Annotated in this window: 11 protein-coding genes; 6 read left to right on the top strand and 5 right to left on the bottom strand. The window is 33.4% G+C overall.

Features of this window, described 5'->3' with window-relative positions; translation table 11 throughout:
* Positions 1-340 precede the first annotated feature (340 nt).
* From znuB to mscM, 4 genes are all read left to right on the top strand, one after another.
* Positions 341-1,126 carry a zinc ABC transporter permease subunit ZnuB gene (gene znuB, locus KTT71_RS02245; RefSeq protein ID WP_216782242.1) on the top strand — a complete coding sequence of 262 codons (786 nt, stop codon included), beginning with the start codon at positions 341-343 and terminating at the stop codon, positions 1,124-1,126.
* 2,219 nt (positions 1,127-3,345) lie between these two features.
* On the top strand, positions 3,346-4,074 hold the full coding sequence (gene dnaC / locus KTT71_RS02240) for a replicative helicase loader DnaC (protein WP_420885571.1): 729 nt from the start codon (positions 3,346-3,348) through the stop codon (positions 4,072-4,074).
* Between the two features lie 1,621 nt (positions 4,075-5,695).
* Complete coding sequence (gene asd / locus KTT71_RS02235) at positions 5,696-6,580, top strand: archaetidylserine decarboxylase (protein ID WP_216782240.1); 885 nt, start codon at positions 5,696-5,698, stop codon at positions 6,578-6,580.
* Between the two features lie 166 nt (positions 6,581-6,746).
* Positions 6,747-10,040 (top strand): miniconductance mechanosensitive channel MscM, encoded by a 3,294-nt coding sequence (gene mscM, locus KTT71_RS02230; protein WP_216782239.1) that lies wholly within the window; start codon positions 6,747-6,749, stop codon positions 10,038-10,040.
* Between the two features lie 330 nt (positions 10,041-10,370).
* Here the strand turns inward: mscM and KTT71_RS02225 are convergent, their stop codons facing one another.
* Positions 10,371-11,942, bottom strand: a complete 1,572-nt coding sequence (locus KTT71_RS02225; protein ID WP_216782238.1) for a TerC family protein — start codon at positions 11,940-11,942, stop codon at positions 10,371-10,373.
* 932 nt (positions 11,943-12,874) lie between these two features.
* On the opposite strand from KTT71_RS02225, the gene deoB reads away from it, so the two are divergent.
* Together deoB and deoD are read left to right on the top strand one after the other, a co-directional pair.
* Positions 12,875-14,098 (top strand): phosphopentomutase, encoded by a 1,224-nt coding sequence (gene deoB / locus KTT71_RS02220; RefSeq protein WP_216782237.1) that lies wholly within the window; start codon positions 12,875-12,877, stop codon positions 14,096-14,098.
* 218 nt (positions 14,099-14,316) lie between these two features.
* Positions 14,317-15,042, top strand: coding sequence for a purine-nucleoside phosphorylase (deoD, locus tag KTT71_RS02215; protein ID WP_216782236.1), 726 nt, complete (start codon positions 14,317-14,319; stop codon positions 15,040-15,042).
* A 109-nt stretch (positions 15,043-15,151) separates the two neighbouring features.
* Here the strand turns inward: deoD and mrdB are convergent, their stop codons facing one another.
* The 4 genes from mrdB to holA all read right to left on the bottom strand — a co-directional run bounded on the left by mrdB (position 15,152) and on the right by holA (position 20,677).
* Positions 15,152-16,225 carry a peptidoglycan glycosyltransferase MrdB gene (gene mrdB / locus KTT71_RS02210; RefSeq protein WP_420885570.1) on the bottom strand — a complete coding sequence of 358 codons (1,074 nt, stop codon included), beginning with the start codon at positions 16,223-16,225 and terminating at the stop codon, positions 15,152-15,154.
* Between the two features lie 71 nt (positions 16,226-16,296).
* Positions 16,297-18,183, bottom strand: coding sequence for a peptidoglycan DD-transpeptidase MrdA (gene mrdA, locus KTT71_RS02205; protein ID WP_216782235.1), 1,887 nt, complete (start codon positions 18,181-18,183; stop codon positions 16,297-16,299).
* 804 nt (positions 18,184-18,987) lie between these two features.
* Complete coding sequence (gene nadD / locus KTT71_RS02200; protein WP_216782234.1) at positions 18,988-19,650, bottom strand: nicotinate-nucleotide adenylyltransferase; 663 nt, start codon at positions 19,648-19,650, stop codon at positions 18,988-18,990.
* On the bottom strand, positions 19,631-20,677 hold the full coding sequence (gene holA / locus KTT71_RS02195) for a DNA polymerase III subunit delta (RefSeq protein ID WP_216782233.1): 1,047 nt from the start codon (positions 20,675-20,677) through the stop codon (positions 19,631-19,633). Before holA ends, nadD begins: the two co-directional genes overlap by 20 nt.

Genomic DNA, 20,677 nt, shown 5'->3' with positions numbered 1-20,677 from the left:
CTCTTCATAGGGAAACCAGTGTCTTTGCTAGCATAATCTTTGTTATATAATTTCTAGATTATCAGAAAATATAGCGATCACAAGGTCCAACAATAGTATTTATATTGTATCATTTTGTTAAATTGTTTAGGATTGAAACTGCATCTATCTTTTAATCTTGCATAATTTTCTGATTAATATGTAATAAAATAGATGAAAAAGGTGCATTTCTTAGACAACATATTCACTCTTCAAGTAAAGAATTTTATTCGCTATAAATTTATCCGATAATTATAATGCCATTATTACCTATATTGAACATCATGCTTAAATAGTATTTTATTTTGGGGGGCAAGCAGTAATGATTGAGTTACTTCTTCCTAGTTGGATTGCAGGATCATTACTAGCATTGACTGCAGGACCTTTAGGATCTTTTATAGTATGGCGTCGCATGTCTTATTTCGGAGATATGTTAGCACACGCTTCATTGCTTGGTGTAGCATTTGGCATACTATTGAATATGAATCCTTTTATTGCTGTAATAATAGTAACGATATTGCTGGCTATTGGCTTAGTATGGCTAGAAAGCAGCCGAACACTTAGCGTGGATACGCTATTAGGCATTATGGCACATAGTACATTATCATTAGGTCTAGTTGTAGTTTCATTGATGTCTAACGTGCGTATAGATCTGATGTCCTATCTATTTGGTGATCTACTTGCGGTTACTTATGAAGATATCTTAATTATCGCCATTGGGGTTATTATTGTTCTTGGAATATTATTTTGGCAATGGCGCCCATTGATTTTAGTAACCATTAACTCAGAGCTTGCGCATGTAGATGGTGTTAATATTGAACGCATTAGAATTATATTAATGCTAGTTACGGCTTTGACTATCGGATTGGCTATGAAATTTGTTGGGGCGTTAATTATAACATCTTTACTAATTATCCCTGCGGCTACCGCCCGACGCTTTTCTGATACACCTGAGCAAATGGCATTTATTTCTGTTATTATCGGTATTATAGCAGTTAGCGGAGGGCTGATATTTTCTGCCTTGTGCAACCCGCCTGCGGGTCCTTCAGTAGTCTTATTTGCAACTGCCTTGTTTATTATGAGTTTAAGTAAAAAGCAGAGATTTTAATCTTTAATAAGATCTAATGTGTTGATACATTTAACTTGATTAAAAATTAGTTACTACTTTTCATGACTTATTATATATTTACTTATAGGATTGATGCAAAAATATACGTCAGTCCTGCATATTAGTTTTATTAACATTTTATATCAGATTTAAGTTATTATCATATTTTCTATAGTTTGCACTTTTAATTATTTATATTATAAAATTTATCTAAATTCAAAAAACTGTATATACCTTCTCTATTTTACTCATAAAATTGTTCTCGTCTACGCAATAAAGACTTGTATAAATTTTTATTACTCGCCTATTTGCTATTACATCAATACTAATAGATTGCATATTTGGGATATCTGAAACCCTAAGCTTTTATATCAACCTCAATTTTATAATTCTTCTATTATTCTTGTTATAATACATCCAAGAGGCATCTAGGTTTAATTAAAATATAATTTATTATTTCGTGCTGCTTTTAAATTATTCTTTAATATTTATACTAAGTATAAATTCTCTATACCTATTGCTAATAGGCATCTATTATTATATGTATATTATGTATATAGATTCTTATGAAGCGAATATGCATCTTTTTGATTTCATCCAATCTAATAACATTATGACTACTATGACTACTATTATTCATTAAGAATGTCTTGTACCTTTCTATTTAATAACAAAGAAAATATATATTTTTTATATAAAATAATTACTCTATTAGGATGAATTCTGACTCTGGACAAGATCCAGAGAGCGTTAATTATAAATCAATACAAGATGTTTGTGTAAAACCCTTTTATTGATTGACAGAACCAGGATTCTAAGGTATTTTAGCCATTAAAAACAAAAAGATAGTAGTATTTTATTAAAAGGCTTGAACTCTATTGGTTCCTACTATTATTTAGACGGTAAGAATAAAAGAATAAAGTCATACCATGATTTAGTAAAACCTGCTACGTAAAAGATATAAAATTATTTTTTTACAAAAGTAATTTTAGTATGAATTAATAGTGATAGAAATATCAATCAGATTATCTGTATTTGCATGTATTTCTTGAGATAGAAATGTTTAGTTATGGAGATTCATCACATTAGTATTCAAAAGATATTGAAGAGAACAAGTTCAGTAAAATAATATATGGCTTCTATCATAAAAGATCTAAAGTATAACAAAATTATTAAGAATGGATAATATCAATGGTTGTCTTATAACTAATTCAATAGTTCTGGTATTTTCAAAATGTGGTTCCTGATTTTTATTAAGAAATCACTATTGAAACAAGTAATATAATTTCATATAAGCCAGATATTAGAAATATATGCTCTCAGTAAAAACTGATATAGTATGAACCATTTTTTTCGTTAGTTTATAATTTCTTATAGTACAAGAATAAATTTTCAAACCTAACCTACCTTTTAGTTAAAAATCATTCTATTAAGCAGTGATATGCAATACTCTTGAAAATTTAGTTATCGAGGATAATTATTGTATTTGATATACTATTAAAAGTTATTGTAGAATACATCATCTATCTTAATAAGCTAATAAGCTAATAAGCTAATAAGCTAATAAGCTAATAAGCTAATAAGCTAATAAGCTAATATTAACCTAATATATGAAGTATTTTGACTATACATCTATTAATACACCTCCTCTAACTAGTTGTGATCATCATCCATGCATAGCGTGATCATTAAAAAAATCATATATGCGATATCAAAAAATTTTTCTTTGTTTATATCTTGTCATCTAAATTTAATTTTAGTAAATATTTATGTTAAATATTTTTTGTTAATCCTAATAGCTAACTATTAAATTTTTCATGGAGTATATATTTAGGCTAGTTCATATGTAATTTAGGATAGTGCTTGATAAAACATTAACTTTTATTATAAAAAATTTTTTCATCCTTATTATAGAACTACTATATAGCTTTTTATTTGCAGATACAAGTATGCTATATGTATAGCAACTGATATGTGGCCTTATACTTCGATTAACTAAAATAAATAAGATGAGCGCTATTTTAACTTCTTTATATGCGGAATAATATTAATTCTCTGTATGTCAAGGAGTAACATTAGACATATTATTTATTACACCATTATAAGGTAATGGATAAAACTATGAATAATGATCGAGCAGTAAGTTTTTATATTAAAAATATATAAAATAATATGATAAGCTAAAATTTTAGGGGTTGACTATGAAAGAGGCTAGTAGCATGAATATCATGCAAAAATTAAGAAAAATGATACCTGTTCATATTACACCGACGTTTACCAATGCCGAAGAGTGGCGTATTTGGCAAGAAGAAGAAGGTCGTAAAAGCGCAGAAGCTATTTCACGCGAAAATAAAGCTATGAAAATGCAGCGTGTTTTTAAATCTTCTGGTATTCGTCCATTGCATATGAACTGCTCATTTGATAATTATCGCGTAGAATGTGAAGGACAAAAAATAGCTTTAGAACGTGCCCGCCAATATGCTGGGGAGTTTGATGGTAGTATCGCCAGCTTTGTTTTTTCTGGCAAACCTGGCACAGGAAAAAATCATTTGGCAGTTGCTATTGGTAATGATTTAATTTTATGTAACAAATCGGTACTTGTAGTTACAGTAGCGGATTTAATGTCAAGCATGAAAGGAACCTTTAGCGGTAATAGTCATTCTACAGAAGAGTCTTTATTGCAAGAATTTAGTGTAGTGGATTTACTAGTAATTGATGAAATTGGTATGCAAATCGAATCACGCTATGAAAAAGTTATTATCAACCAAATTGTTGACCGTCGTTCTTCTTCAAAACGTCCTACTGGTATGCTATCCAATTTAAATATGCAAAACATGAACATTTTACTAGGTGAACGAGTAATGGATCGGATGAGTTTAGGCAATAGTCTGTGGGTAAATTTCGACTGGGATAGTTATCGTAGTAGGGTTATTGGTAACGAGTATTAATTATACTATGGCTAAGCAGTAATTCTACATTATAGCATTTGAATAATATTATCCATCCCTAAGTATAATATTTTAGCATTTATTAATTATTCTATATTGATCAATATATTAAGTTTTACTCATTTATTTTATCTTTTTATAGAAATATTTATCAGAATTTTTCTCTTAATCAGTCAATAGTATTGCTTTTAAATTTTTTAATTGCGCTCCATGAATTGATATCTCAATAATCTCTTTAAGACTAGTCATAGTCTGTAGTCCCTTCTATTAAGGTACTTAGAAGCAAATATAGATAATACTAATACGCGGTGTTGAATGCCATAATATTATAGTTTAAGTATGTTATTTATATTTTTCAGACCAAAGCAGTATCTATTTCACAATACTCTGTTAAGTAAAATATCTATTTTCTATTGTGTCATTAATTTTTTAAATGATATTCTCAAGATTTATCTTATAATATAAGATGTTATTACGTGTGTATATATGGTTCTATTAAATATCATGTTCTATATTTTCTAGTATTTAATTTTTTTCAAAAATATCAATGGATTACTAATTTATTATACTATCTTGAGGGAAAAGATCTTTTTAGATTCTAATATTAGCTAATTATTGATCTAAAATTAAATATTAAATAATTTTTTTGATATCTATTTTGATGATACTCTTTATAATAAATAGTTTGAGTAATGTTTGATAAACATTACTCAAAATGTAAGAATCTATTTAAGATTATGCCAATAACTCTATCTATCATAACTGCACTGACAGTTATTCCCAAAAATATATACATGAAATTCAGACATTTTAAAACTCAGTAATTTTCTGATTCTATCACATTGTGCTTCTAATATTTTGCTGATAAAAATATGAAAACGACGTTAGTGTTTTTATGATATCTAGGATTATATAAACTGCATTAGGAATGCGTATAAGGGGCATAAAAATAACTTTAATGATACTTCATGAGTATTAAATACGCATATAATTTGTTAGAAAATATCAGATTAAATATAATTACTGATAAACATATCATCTTTAAATAGATTAACATAAGAAATTTATAATTGTGTAATAAATATTTCTTGAGGAATTAATCTATTGTAACATTTTTTGAGAAAAATATCTTATGAAGATCTTGTATTATTTATAATAAGTACATCTGGTGTTTATATGATATTAATCAATCATTAAAATCTCATATCATGAGATAAGACATTATGATTATTGGTTATGCTGATTGTTTATGTATATAGTTATAAAAAATTTTTATAAGAGAAATCAGGCGTATATAAAAGATCACAATTATCTATAAATAATTTCTTTAATTTAGCTGTTTCAAAGATTATTGCACTTACAGTAAACTTTATAGTTTTGCTTGAGGACACAGTTTATAGCCTTAAAAATAAGGTGTAAAACATTATGTCTAGTGTTATAATTAATTGAATTAATTTTGAAGATAGTTGAAACATCAACGTATTTTACTATATTCCTCATAGGGTATGAATTATTATTACTTATAAATTCTTAGATATAGTGAGCAGAATATTTTTGAGAGAATTCAGCGGCTATATAATTAATCATAGATTATAATACTAACTTATTAGAAGAGGCTAACGTGCTCGATAGCATTAAAATTAAACTTCAATACTTATTTCCTAAACAAGTTATGACCTGTCTTATTGGCTGGTTAGCGGATCAAGAAGCTGGATGGTTAACACATGTATTAATAAAATCTTTTATCAGGTATTACAAAATAAACATGAAAGAAGTGCTGTACCCAAATCCTGAGCACTATAAAACATTTAATGAATTTTTCATGCGTCCACTCCGTAATGGTATGCGTCCAATTGCTGATCATCCCAATGGTTTAGTATTACCTGCTGATGGCACTATTAGCCAGTTAGGTACAATAGAACAAGATAAAATTTTACAAGCTAAAGGTTATCATTATTCTCTTGAGGCTCTTTTAGCAGGTAACTATATGTTAGCTAAAGAATTTATCAATGGAAATTTTGCTACTATTTATCTATCTCCAGGTGACTACCATCGTATTCATATGCCATGTAATGGCGTGCTTCGCGAAATGATATATGTACCTGGTGATCTGTTTTCACTTAACCATCTTATGCTGGGCAGTGTATCTAATATTTTTGCCCGCAACGAGCGTTTAATTTGTATTTTTGATACCAATTTTGGCCCAATAGCACAGATTTTGGTTGGTGCTACTATCGTCGGTAGTATCGAAACTTTATGGGCAGGCACTATTAACATTACCCGCGAAGGTATTATTAAGCGCTGGACTTATCCAAAAACAGGAGAACGTGCTGTTATTCTTAAAAAAGGTGAAGATATGGCCCGCTTTAAGTTAGGGTCAACAGTTATTAATTTGTTTGCTACAAATCGCATTGAATTTACTCCTACACTGGTCAGCGGATGTAAAATTCTTATGGGTGGAGCTTTTGCACATCAATCAACAATTACACCAGTAAATTCTGTATGAATAACATAAAAACCAAAAGTTAGAGCTAAAATTCTAATTTCAAAGATGTCGGACCAAATAAAATGCTGTAGTAGTAATCTAATGGATTCTTAGTATTTTGCTATCTTTCAATATACTCTTACAAAGGGTGAATGATAAAAACGTTTAATAAAAGAAAAGGAAAGCTATGAGTCTAATTACCAAGTTATTGATAACTGGGCTGATTATATTATTCTTTCCTGTCTGCTCCAATTCTAAGCTGAATGAAAAGCAGATTATCCAAGAATTAAAAGAAACGGAAGATAATAAAAACTTACCTAATCAATCTGAAATTATAGAATTACTCCGGAGTTCCTTGAACTGGATGAATCAAACTCAAGATTCAGCTCAGCGTATTCAAAAGTATCAAAAAACTATCAGTGATTTCCCTAAGCTTACTCGTGAACTGCGAAAACAGTGGCGAGACGAAAGCACATTTAAACTATTATCATCTACCATTCCAGATAGTGTATCTGAACAACAAATTTTACAGATCAGTAGCCAACTTCTTTCAGTTTCTCGTCAATTACAGCAAGAGCTAGATATTTCGCGTGAAATTAGCGACTCACTCAATCAAATTCCGCACAAACAAGCTATTTTTAAAAAAAAATTAATAGAAGCGGAACGTCACTTAAAGACTCTGAACACTACCAATACACCTTTGACAGAAGCGCAATGTACTCAATTACAGGCTGAAGTGCTTGCATGTAAAACATTGATAAATGAATTGGATCTTGAGCAGCTTTCAGCCGATAACCGCCAAGAATTAACGCGTTTGCGGGTTGATGTATTACGCAAGCGTCATGAATGGCTCGAGATAAAGTTAAAAGATCTTCGTAACACCCTAAATTCTCAGCGTCTACACGAAGCAAAGCAGGCTATGGCACGTACTAAGAAAATGGTGCAAGAAATTGGTGATCTCCCTCGATCTATACTTGAACAGCTCAAAATTAACCAAACGCTTTCACAAGCCTTGAATCAACAGGCAGTTAGCATGGATGATATCTCTGGCCAGCAGCGTGTAGCCGAGACAAATAATATTCAGGTATTTCAAATGCTTAGCACGATACGAGAGCAGTCTCAATGGCTGGGTAGCTCAACGGTGCTGGGAGAAACTTTGCGGTCACAGGTAGCCCGACTGCCAGATACACCAAAACCGCAGCAGCTTGATCATGAAATGGCAAAATTACGGATACAGCGATTACATTTTAAAAATTTTCTTAATAAAATTCAGACAGCATCCGAATATAAGCAGAATGATGGCAGGTCATTAACGGTTGAACAGAAAAGATTGCTCAAGTCCCAGCTGACTACCCAAAAAGAATTACTAAATTCTTTGATCTCTGGATGTGATTCACAAATTCTGGAACTTAATAAACTCAAAGTTGCCAATACGCAGCTTTTTGATGCTCTTACAGAACTCAAGGATGTTATACATCGTCATCTATTCTGGACGGCTGATGTAGATCCCATTAACCTGGTAACTCCACTAGATATAATTGAGAATTTGAACCGCTTATTATCTCTAGATACACTCTCCCAATTAAGTAAATCTTGTCGAATGATAATTACATCCAAAGTAATGCTATTACTATTGTTTGGAGCAATACTGCTAGTTGGTTTTAGTTATTATTCCCGTCGTTATTATCAATCATTCATGCAACGTGTTAGTACCAAAGTCGGTAAGGTAACACAAGATCATATTTCACTGACACTACGCACTGTTTTTTGTTCGATCTTGGTAGAAATGCCATTTCTAGTCCTGTGGGCAGTTTTAGGCCATGGTTTTCAAAATGCGTGGCCATATCCAATAGCTATAGCAATTGGTGATGGTTTAATGGCTACACTTCCAGTATTGTTAGCATTTATGATTAGTGCTGCGTTTGCTCATCCAAATGGTCTTTTTATTGTTCATTTCAGGTGGTCAGAATATTATGTAAACCGAGCAATGAGATGCTATAGAATGTCTATTTGGCTGATCGTTCCTTTAGTCATGGCACTTGTAACATTCGATGATATAGACGATCGTTTTTTTGTATCCTCTTTAGGACGTTTCTGTTTTATCGCTCTATGCATAGCTCTCAGTCTGGTAACTACTAGTCTAAAGCGGGCAAGGATTCCTCTTTATTTGAATAAGCATGGCAATGGAGAAAATTTTACCAACCATCTCTTATGGTGGATTTTAATTTCCGCACCATTGGTTGCATCTTTTGCTTCTTTGTTTGGATATTTAAATACTGCTAAAGTTCTCTTAGCTCGCTTAGAGAGCTCAGTTGCTATCTGGTTCATGCTTATGATTATCTACTATATAATTCGCCGTTGGATGTTGATTCAGAGACGTCGCATTGCTTTTGAACGCGCTAAACAACGTCGCGCTGAACGTCTTGAGAAAAGAAACAAGAATGAAGACGATTCCATTCCGCATAGTATTGAGGGTAGTCAAGATCTTGAGGAGCCTGTAGTAGATCTTGATGCCATTAGTGCTCAATCACTGCTTTTAGTACGATCAATGTTAACTATGGTGGGCTTAGTTTCACTTATTTGGTTATGGTCTGAACTACATTCTGCTTTTGCCTTTCTTGAAAATATTTGCTTATGGGATGTTACTTATTCAAATAAAGGTGTAGGCAGCATACACCCTATTACATTAGGTGCAGTCCTGATTTCTATATTAGTGATGATTGTTACGGTACAGTTGGTTAAAAATATGCCTGCATTATTAGAACTGGGTTTGCTGCAACATCTCGATTTAACTCCTGGTACTGGATATGCTATTACTAGTATTACAAAATATATGTTGTTGCTATTTGGTGGTTTAATTGCTTTTTCGATGTTAGGCATTGAGTGGGCTAAATTACAATGGCTCGTCGCTGCTCTTACTCTAGGTTTAGGATTCGGCTTGCAAGAGATCGTCGCTAACTTTGTTTCGGGCCTTATTATCTTATTTGAAAAACCAATCCGTATTGGCGATACTGTAACGATCCACGATCTTACCGGATCTGTTACCAAGATAAATACTCGTGCCACGACAATTTCAGATTGGGATCGCAAAGAGATAATAGTTCCAAACAAGGCGTTTATAACTGAGCAATTTATTAACTGGTCTTTAAGCGATTCTGTTACTCGTGTTGTTTTGACTATACCAGCTGAAACTACTGCTGATAGCCAGGAAGTAACTAAAATTTTGCTAGAAGCTGCCTCGAAATGTTTGCTGGTACTTGAAATACCAGCACCAGAAGCTTATCTAGTTGATATACAGCAAGGGATCCAGATTTTTGAATTACGCATTTACGCTGCCGAGATGGCGCACCGTATGCCACTAAGGCATGAAATTCATCAAATGATTCTTTCTGGATTCCACAAGCATCATCTAAAATTACCTTTTCCACCCTTTCAAGCTAGTATTAGTGCGCTGCGGCAAGCTCGCAATAGATACAGCTAAGATCCTTAATGTTTATATACTGGTGTATATTTATAAGTGATCAGCTATTTATCTAGGGTTATACAATATACTAATATTTGTCTATATTCTAAAGTTGAGCATGAGAGTTTAAAAATACTAATAAATTTTTAAAGTGATTATCTAATAATTTTTTGTTCTAAATATTTTATATGACTCAACTATAGATCTTAAACTTAATTTTGCTGGATGTTCTTTTTGCATTTCTATAATTAATTACCGTATTTTTATGGCCATTTTATATATTTATAATAAACTAATCTTAGATATTCTTTCTTCTTATAAATTATTAAGACTTCATAATATTAAGAATTATATTACCGCTATTTTTAGGGGAATGATTTTTATTTTTAAAATTCTATGACTAACAATTTCTATTGGTTCAAAAATATAATTCCCTATTGTCACTTGTTCACCTACATTGGGAATGCGCTGCAAGTATTCCATAAGCAAACCAGCCAAAGTAGAGTATTCACGCTTATCATCTATTTGTAAGGGTATATAAATCACTAGATCCTCTAGCGGCATATAACCATTGGCTGTCCATGTTTTGTCTTCGTTTTGTTGAATGTCGTGCCGTGCATCAATATCTTCATCAGCTACAGGAAGATTTCCTGCAATGGTTTCCATTACGTCTGTTAATGTTACAACGCCCTCGACAGATCCGAATTCATCTACGACGAATGCAAAATGGGTTTTAGCTTTACGGAACTGTTCAAGAGCCATAAGTAAAGAGACTCCTTCTGGGAATATTAGAGGTTGTTTAACTAATGATCTAAGATTAAAATCTTTTTCCTGTAGTTGTTGCTTCAGTAGATCAATTACATGAATAATACCAAGAGGTTCATCCGTAGCTTTATTATCAGTAATAACGATGCGTGTGTGCATATTTTTCTGTAATTGTGTGTCTAATTTTATTTTAGGATCTTCAAGGTCTAGTTGCTCAACATCATGTCGAGAAGTCATTATACTACTTACTGTGCGCTGGGCCATCCCTAAAACGCGTTCAATCATCATGCGTTCTTGGGGAATAAAGAGGTCTGCTTCACCATCACTATCTGAAATTAAGTTTGAGGTATTGGCATCTAGTTGTGCTTCCTCATGCTTACCGCTAAGCAGTCGCAATACAGCCTCAGCTGTACGCTCACGTAGTGATCGGGAGGATGAAAGGAAACGACGCCGGTTATATTGTGAGAGATGATTTAAGATCTCTATGATTACTGAGAAACCGATGGCGGCGTAAAGATATCCTTTTGGAATTAGATAATGAAATCCTTCAGCTACTAAGTTAAAACCAATCATCAATAAGAAACTAAGACAAAGAATAATAATAGTCAGGTGGGAATTAACAAATTTAGTTAATGGCTTGCTAGCAAATAGCATTAAGCTAATAGCGATACATACAGCGGCCATCATAACTATAAGATGATCAACCAGACCTACAGCAGTAATAACCGAATCAAGAGAGAATACAGCATCTAAAACAACTATTTGTATTACGACAGGCCAGAACTTTGCACCCTTCCGCTGATTATGCGTTTTATGATCCTTTCCTTCTAGCTGGTGATTAAGCTCAACAGTTGCCTTAAATAATAAAAACCAGCCACTAGTAAGCATAATTAAGTCACGAGCACTAAAAGAGTGCTTACTAAGAACTAGTATTGGACTTGTTAGGTTTTCTAGCCAAGATATAGAAGCTAGTAAAATTAGTCGCATAACTAATGCCAGCAAAAGACCAACAATGCGAGCTTGATCCCGTTGCTGATATGGTAATTTATCTGCTAAAATAGCGATAAATACCAGATTATCAATACCCAGGACAATCTCAAGAATAACGAGTGTTGCAAGCCCTGCCCAAATAGTCGGATCTGCGATCCATTCCATAAGATTTATTATACCTTTAAAGTTATTACATTTTTCTGCAAAGCATTTGTCGTTAAAAGTAAGTCATTCTAGTATCATAATGCTCTTATTATTGATTTAATGATATGAATATCTCAGGTCCATATATTTCTACAGAAAATTATTATAATATCATTCTGAGATAGGAAAAATGCTCTTATCTGACCATTATCAGACTCATCTCTCTTTGTAATACTCAGCCTATAGCTGTTCATTGTTCAATGATAGTCTGTAAGAAATAGAGTGTATTTAGACCTATTGATAATTGCTAAATATATATGAAGTAATATGTATAAGATGAATTTCATAATATTAAAAACGTCTGAAAACTTCTGCATAACATATTTAACGACTAATAATTAATGATCATAGAGTAGGACAACAAAAAATTATATAATCATTGCATGTAGTATTGATCTTTGAAAAGATATAGATTAAGTAGTATGATCTCTTGAATTACCTATCAGTTTCAAGTTATTGCATAATAATAGTCTATATATATTAAATAATAGCTATATCTATGACTTTTGTTTTAGCGCTCTAACAAAAGGAGCCATACTTCAATAAAAGTTTCTTTTATTTTCTCAAGCAAATATAGTTATCCTCGGTATTATTATCCTATCAATTAATAACATATATTTTTATGATAAACCTTTCCCAATAATAGTCAGAGATTGCTATATTTTTAATCCGTGTATGACTAAATAACCTAATGCTTAGTTAATATGCTTTCAATAATCATAGCAAATGATCTATAATAATTTTGTTTATAAATGATACACCATCTTCTTATTTTGTTATCAAAAAAATTTTTTTTTATAGTATAATGAAAATAAATAAATATATTAGGCTATAAAAAATCAGTGAGGGTATTTATTTGTTTCTACCTACAACGCTAGGTTCAGGAGAGTCATGTGAAACGTCTCGTTATTATCGTATTAGATTCATTAGGCATTGGTGCTAGTCAAGATGCTGAACGCTTTGGTGACGCAGGTTCTAATACTTTAGGTCATATCGCTGATGCCTGTGAAAGGGGTGAAGCTGATATTGGTCGCAATGGAGTATTAACATTGCCTAATATGAGCAGATTAGGATTGGGTAAAGCGGCTGAAGAATCAAGTGGACTTTTTCCACCGGGATTAGATAAAGATGCCGAAATAATAGCTGCTTATGCTTATGCTAGCTCAATTTCTTCTGGTAAAGATACACCATCTGGTCACTGGGAAATAGCGGGTGTTCCAGTATTGTTCGATTGGGGTTATTTCAATAAGCATGAGAACAGCTTTCCGGATGAACTGCTCGATATTATAGTGAAACGCGGTAGTTTGCCGGGTTTTTTAGGGAATTGCCATTCTTCAGGTACTATAATTTTAGAACAGTTCGGCAAACAACACATGGAAACTGGAAAACCTATTTTGTACACCTCGGCAGACTCAGTATTCCAGATTGCTTGCCATGAAGATACTTTTGGTTTAGAGCGTTTGTATGAATTGTGTGAAATTGCACGTGAAGAGCTGACTCAAGGAGGTTATAATATTGGGCGGGTTATTGCGCGACCATTTGTAGGAGAAAAACCAAATAAATTCAGACGCACTGGTAATAGGCATGATTTATCTGTAAAGCCACCAGCCCCAACTATACTTAAAAAACTGGTTGACGAGAAAGACGGTGAAGTTGTTTCTATAGGTAAAATTGCTGATATCTACGCAAGGGTAGGAATTACTAAAGAAGTAAAAGCAACTGGTATTGATGAGCTATTTGATTCAACTTTGCTCGAAATGGAAAAAGCAGGTAACAATACTATTGTATTTACCAACTTTGTAGATTTTGACTCTTCATATGGTCACCGACGCGATGTGGCCGGTTATGCTGTTGCACTGGAGCTGTTTGATCGCCGTATTCCTGAAATACTAACATTAGCTAGAGATGATGATGTAATTATCTTTACTGCTGATCATGGTTGCGATCCTACTTGGATAGGTTCGGACCATACCCGTGAGCATATTCCTGTATTAATTTATGGTCATAAAATAAAACCAGGTTCATTGGGTCATCGTACAACTTTTGCTGATATTGGCCAAACAGTGGCAAATTACTTTTGTTTATCCCCAATGAAGTATGGTAGATCTATGTTTTAGTTTTTAACAAAAATACCCGCGCTTAATACCACTTCCTAAAGTGGTGTTGATTTTATATAGTTATAAACTATAGATAAACCTATTAACAGTAATCAAATTTTATATAATTTAGACCCTTTAAAAATTCTATGTAATCAACTACTCTTGACATTATTAATACGATATTTTATGACTATATAATATTGCAAGATATTTATATGCTAAAAGGATAATAATTCATGGCTACGCCACACATTAATGCTGAAATAGGTTGTTTTGCAGATGTTGTTGTTATGCCAGGGGATCCGCTGCGTGCAAAACATATTGCTGAAGTTTTTATGAAAGATATTCGTCAGGTAAATAACGTGCGTTCTATGTTAGCCTTTACAGGTAAATATAAAAATCGTGAGATTTCTGTTATGGGTCACGGTATGGGTATCCCTTCTTGCTCTATATATGCAAAAGAGCTCATTACGGATTTCGGCGTTAAGCAAATTATTCGTGTTGGTTCATGTGGCGCTATCAGTATGGACGTGCAGTTGCGTGATGTAGTTATTGGCATGGGCGCATGCACTGACTCAAAAGTGAATCGTTTGCGTTTCAAAGGACATGACTATGCTGCTATTGCAGACTTCGATATGGTTCGTTATGCATTTTATGCCTCTAAGGCTAAGGGGATTAAAGCGCGAGTAGGTAATCTCTTCTCTACAGATCTGTTTTATAACCCAGATCCATTGATGTTAGATATAATGAATAAATATGGTATTCTCGGTGTAGATATGGAAGCGGCTGGATTATATGGAGTAGCTGCTGAGTTCGGTGCAAAATCTTTGACTATATGCACTGTTTCTGATCATTTAATAACTAAAGAGCATCTTTCTGCTCAAGAGCGTCAGACTACTTTTAACGATATGATCGATATTGCCTTAGAATCTATTATTCTAGGTGATTTCAAAAATCTATAAAATAATTTTTAGCAGATAAAATAAATAATATATTTTTAGCACTTCCATGACAACTAAATTAGTAAAGTAGTAATTATTTGATAATCCATAGCTATTTGTATTACTATAGTTATAGATTTTTAGATAATATTTTTCTGTGTGCATGAATAGACATGACTATACCAAACCCTGCCATTAATACTATTAAGGCTGATCCACCATAGCTGATTAATGGCAGAGGTACGCCAACTACTGGTAAAATACCACTCACCATACCTATATTTACAAAAATATAAACAAATAGAATCAACATTAAATCACCTACTATAACCCGCCCAAAGGTCGTTTGAGCTTTAACTGCAATCATTAGTCCTCTGATAATAGTTAGTAGATAAAGTGCCAGTAGAATCAAAACACCAATTAGCCCTAGTTCTTCAGCTATTACCGCAAAAATAAAGTCTGTATGTCGTTCTGGTAAGAATTCTAACTGTGACTGAGTGCCATGCAGCCACCCCTTACCGCTAAAACCACCGGAACCAATAGCAATTTTAGATTGAATAATATGGTATCCAGCACCAAGCGGATCTCTTTCAGGATTTAGTAACATCATAACACGATCTTGTTGATAGTCGCGCATTAAGAAGACCCAAAAGATTGGAATAAAGGCTGCAACTGATATTATCGTCGCTAAAATTAAACGCCAGCTTAGGCCTGCAAGGAATAGAATAAATAGGCCAGAGGCAGCAATTAGAATAGAAGTGCCCAGGTCTGGCTGGATAGCAACCAGTAGCGTCGGCATTAATATTAGAGTTAATGCAATACAAGTATTTTTGATCGAAGGAGGGCAAACGTCACGGTTTATAAAACGAGCGACAACCAAAGGTACAGCAATTTTAGCAATTTCTGATGGTTGAAAACGCAAGAAACCCAAATCTAGCCAGCGCTGCGCTCCTTTGCTTATTTGTCCATATGCATCTACCAAAATAAGCAGTAAGATACATAATATATATAAATATAATGCCCAAATTTCATATAACCGTGGCGGTATCTGCGCCATAGCAATCATAACGCACAGCCCTATAAATATCTGATAAATTCTTCGTTCTATTATATCAATGTCTTGCCCGCTAGCGCTCCACATTACCAAAGTACCATAGGTTAGAATAGATAAAATACATAGTACAAAAGTCTTATCAATATTCATTTTTACCCATATAGAACGTTGCTTTTTATTGTTTTCTATGTTACTAATAATATGATACCTCATAAATATATTTAGCCGTCTTGAGGATATTCAATGCTATTCATAGGTATGGTTTTATTATCACCTAGTATTATGTGGTCTAGAATTTGCCGTACAAGAGTGCCTGCTTCGGGTCCAGCTCCACCATTCTCTAGGATGAGAGCAACAGAAACCTGAGGATTATCGTAAGGAGCGAATGCTGTCATTAATTTATGGTCACGCAAATGTTCGGCTAATTTATGCGCGTCATAACTTTCATAACTGAAGACCTGTGCGGTACCTGATTTAGCTGCAATCTTATATGGGGCATTAGCGAAATACTGATGTGCTGTTCCGTTAATACGATTGGCAACACCATACATTCCATCTTTTGCTATTTCCCAATATCCAGAATGCGTATCTCCAATTTGTAATACTTCTTGCTGTTTATACAATACAACATGCCCATTTATGCGCGTGCTATATAGTAAGTGAGGGACTTTTATATTTCCATCGTTTATGAGCGTATTTAAGGCTTTAGACATTTGAATTGGTGTAGCTGTCCAATAACCCTGACCAATACCAACTGGTATGGTGTCACCTTGATACCATGGTTTTTTATAACGTTTCTTTTTCCATGCGCGTGTTGGCATCAATCCTGAACTTTCTTCTGATATATCTATGCCTGTATAATGACCATAGCCAAATTTGCTTAACCAATCAGAAAGGCGGTCTATACCCATCTTATAAGAAATTTGATAGAAGAAAGTATCCGCAGATTCTTCTAGAGCTTTAGTGACATTTAGACGACCGTGCCCCCATTTTTTCCAATCATGAAAGCGTTTTTCAGAGCCAAGCAATTGCCACCATCCTGGATCAAATAAACTGTAATTCTTAGTTATTACTCCAGCACTTAGGGCCGAAACGGCGATATAAGGTTTTACTGTAGATGCCGGTGGATAGAGTCCTTGGGTTACACGGTTAATCAAAGGACGGTTTGGATCGCTCAAGAGACGCTTATATTCCTTTCTAGAAATGCCATTAACAAATAGATTAGGATCATAGCTGGGGTTAGCAATCATCGCCATAATATCACCAGTACGAGGATCGCTTACTATCAATGCAGCTCTGCTGCCAGTCAGTAATCGTTTTAGATAACGCTGTAGATCCACATCTAATGTTAAATAAATATCTTGACCGGACTGCGGTGGTTGTTCATTAAGTTGTCGGATAACCTGTCCACGGTTATTTACTTCAACCTCTTCATAGCCTGTTGTGCCATGCAGCAGGTCTTCATAATAGCGCTCTATACCTAGTTTACCAATATCACTAGTTGCCGCATAATTAGTAAGCTTACCGTGCTTATTTAAATATTCTAGGTCTTTGCGATTTATTTTGGAGACGTAGCCTATAACGTGAGTAAGTGCAGAACCGTAAGGATAAAAACGATGTTGATATCCTTTTATTGCAAAACCGGGGAAGCGAAACTGATTAACAGCAAAGCGAGCAATTTGAACTTCGTTTAATGCAGGTTTAAGTATAATTGAGGTAAAATTACTTGATCGTCTAAGTTCTTTTCGGAAATTACACAAATCATCATCAGTAAGATCAACAATTTGTCGCAATCTATCAAGATCAAATTTAAGGTCATTAACTTTATTAGGCATAACTTCAAGCTGATAAATAGTACGATTACAGGTAAGGGGGATGCCGTTACGGTCATAAATAATTCCGCGATTAGGTGCTATTGGTACCAATTTAATACGATTTTCATTGGAACGTGTTCTATAGTCTTCGAAGTGTATTATTTGAAGATTATGCAAATTAAAGATTAATACTCCATAAAGAATCAGAATAACTAGAAAAGAAACTATAGCCCGGCTAATAAATAAGGCAGATTCTGCTGAATAATCACGAAAAGGTTTACGATCTGTTTTCATTGCATTCCGTCTTTTCTCGGTGAAATCTTGTTGCAATAACTGAAATAAAGAATAAATTTAATAATGTGTTTAAAATGATATCGTGATTGATAATTGAGCGATCATCATGACACGTATATTTTATTTTTAAAATCTCTATGTAATATTTAATTTTATTCACACTTGTATTATACGATTATGTATTACGAGCCCAAATAAAGGCTGTTCAGCGACTTATTTATAAATACCGCAAATATTATTTTTAAAATTTAGATATATTGATTCATCTTATTATTAGCTTTATTAAGCGTTAATATCAGTAAGATTGCTTAATTACATTCAAAGGATGCACTTTATTTTATATAAATAGTTAAATCTTATTTTTTGCCATATTCTTGTAGAGTATTAATCAGATCAATAATAGTACTTTTTAAAATACTATTTTCCTACGAAATTAAAATCATTGATAATAGTTTTAATATATTAGCCAGGGATATACTATCTACCTATCTTACAGAACTAATCTCATTCCGAATTAGTATTTATTAAATGATTTTGAATATTTCTTAAAAGTCTACTCAAAGAATTTGCTAAAATCTGATATCAGAATAAATTTTATCAAAAATAAATTCCAGAGATTGTTTGATCTTACAAATCAATTCTTATCTGCTAGCTTAACTTATTTTTAAGTATATAAACATTTTGATAGTTTATTCTGACGATCAAATTTTAAATAGATCACCACATGAGATGAATTAATAAATTGATTTCTTCTGACATAAATGGTATAAATAGGGATAGCACAAATAATTCCTAGAAATAGAATTAACGGTACAGTGCATTTAATTCGATATACTGTTTTACAGTATGCGGCAAAAGGTTATCGCAGCTCATGCACTTACGACAGCGTTGGCGAATATCAGTGCCTGATATGGGACTTAGGGGTGTATTCGAGAGATATATATAGCCATGTGATTGTTGTCTAAGAAGTTTATTATCAAAAATACAGTGTGTATCCGACCATTCCCGCAATTCCGGCATTTTAGCACTTGTAGAATATGTAGAGCGCGGGCATACCAATAAATGACAATAATCTAGAATTTCTTTCCATCGATGCCATTTGTCTAAAGTTAGAAGGGAATCTTGTCCAATGATAAATGCTATAGGTGTATTTTTGCCCAGTTCTAGTCGTATTTCCTTTAAAGTATCGGTCGTATAAGAAGGAGTCAAACGATTTAGTTCTCTTGTGTCAATAGAAAACAGTAGATCGCCTTCAATGGCTAGCTCAATCATTTTTAATCGTTGCTGAGCATTTGCTTCTGGCTTTGGGCGATGAGGTGGTATATTACTAGGCATTAAAGTAACTTTATGTAACTCAATCTCTTTTGCTATTGCTGCTACTGTCTGGAGATGTCCGTAATGGATTGGATCAAAGGTGCCTCCGAACAGTGCTATTATCTGTATATTATTAGAAGATTGATACCGCATTTATCATACTCTCCGGCAAGGCTTTACCGCATAATAGTAGTGTGAGTAATTCTATCTTGCTCCAAATTAATAGGTCGTAATCCTGCTTTATTATTACTTCAATTTGTGATAGTAAAGCAGCGGCCTGATATAGCTTTTGCAGACTTAGTAGTTTTAATGCTTGTGTGATTATTACTCGTCTATTTTGCCATACCTTATATTGGTAAAACAAATTATTTAGTGATGAATAATCTATCTGATTTTTTAGTAATATCAGCAATAGTATTTCACGTTGGATAGCTCGTATTAGGATAACTGGGTCTATACCTTCTTGTGATAGCTGCTGCAGAGTCTGCCATGCACGTTTACTTTTGCCTAAGAGAATAGCCTCTACCCATTGAAAAGGGTAGAAATGCGCTGCATTGTTCACTGCTTCTGCAACACGAGGCAGTGTTAACTTGCCATCCGTATATAACGTTGCAAGATATGCTAAAGTCTGTGAGAGTGCTAGTAGATTCCCTTCGTATAATTGGCAAATTAATTCGTTTGCTGCTTGATCTAATTCTATCTTCATGTTTTTAGCTCGGGCGGAAATCCAGCTAGATAACTGATCCGATTTAGGAGTTTGGCAACTAATGATAACAGCACTCTGGCTAATAGTTTTATACCATTGATTTTTTGACTCGACCTTGCTTGTCTTATTACTAATGATTATCAGTAAAAGATCGGTATTTAAGAGCATCGCAAGTTTCTGTAGTTGTTTATCTATAGAGGCATTAATCCCATTATCTGGTATCAAGAGAGATATAATTTGACGATTATTAAACAAGCTCCTTTCTTGGAAAAAACTAAAAATACTTTCCCAATTAGTATGTATATCTAGTGTGAAGCTAAAATATTCTGTAAAATTATGCTGCCGTGCTTCCTTACGAATGAGATCAACGCTTTCTTGCAAAAATAATGGCTCGTTTCCCATTACCAAATAACAGGTATTTAGTTTTTCGTGCCGGAGATGCGAAGCAAGTTGTTCAGGATAAACATGAGTCAT

It is taken from the genome of Candidatus Profftia tarda (assembly GCF_904848675.1).
Lineage (GTDB): Bacteria > Pseudomonadota > Gammaproteobacteria > Enterobacterales > Enterobacteriaceae > Profftia > Profftia tarda.
The sequence above is the reverse complement of the archived record's forward strand: the minus strand, read 5'-3'. Positions and strand labels throughout refer to the sequence as shown.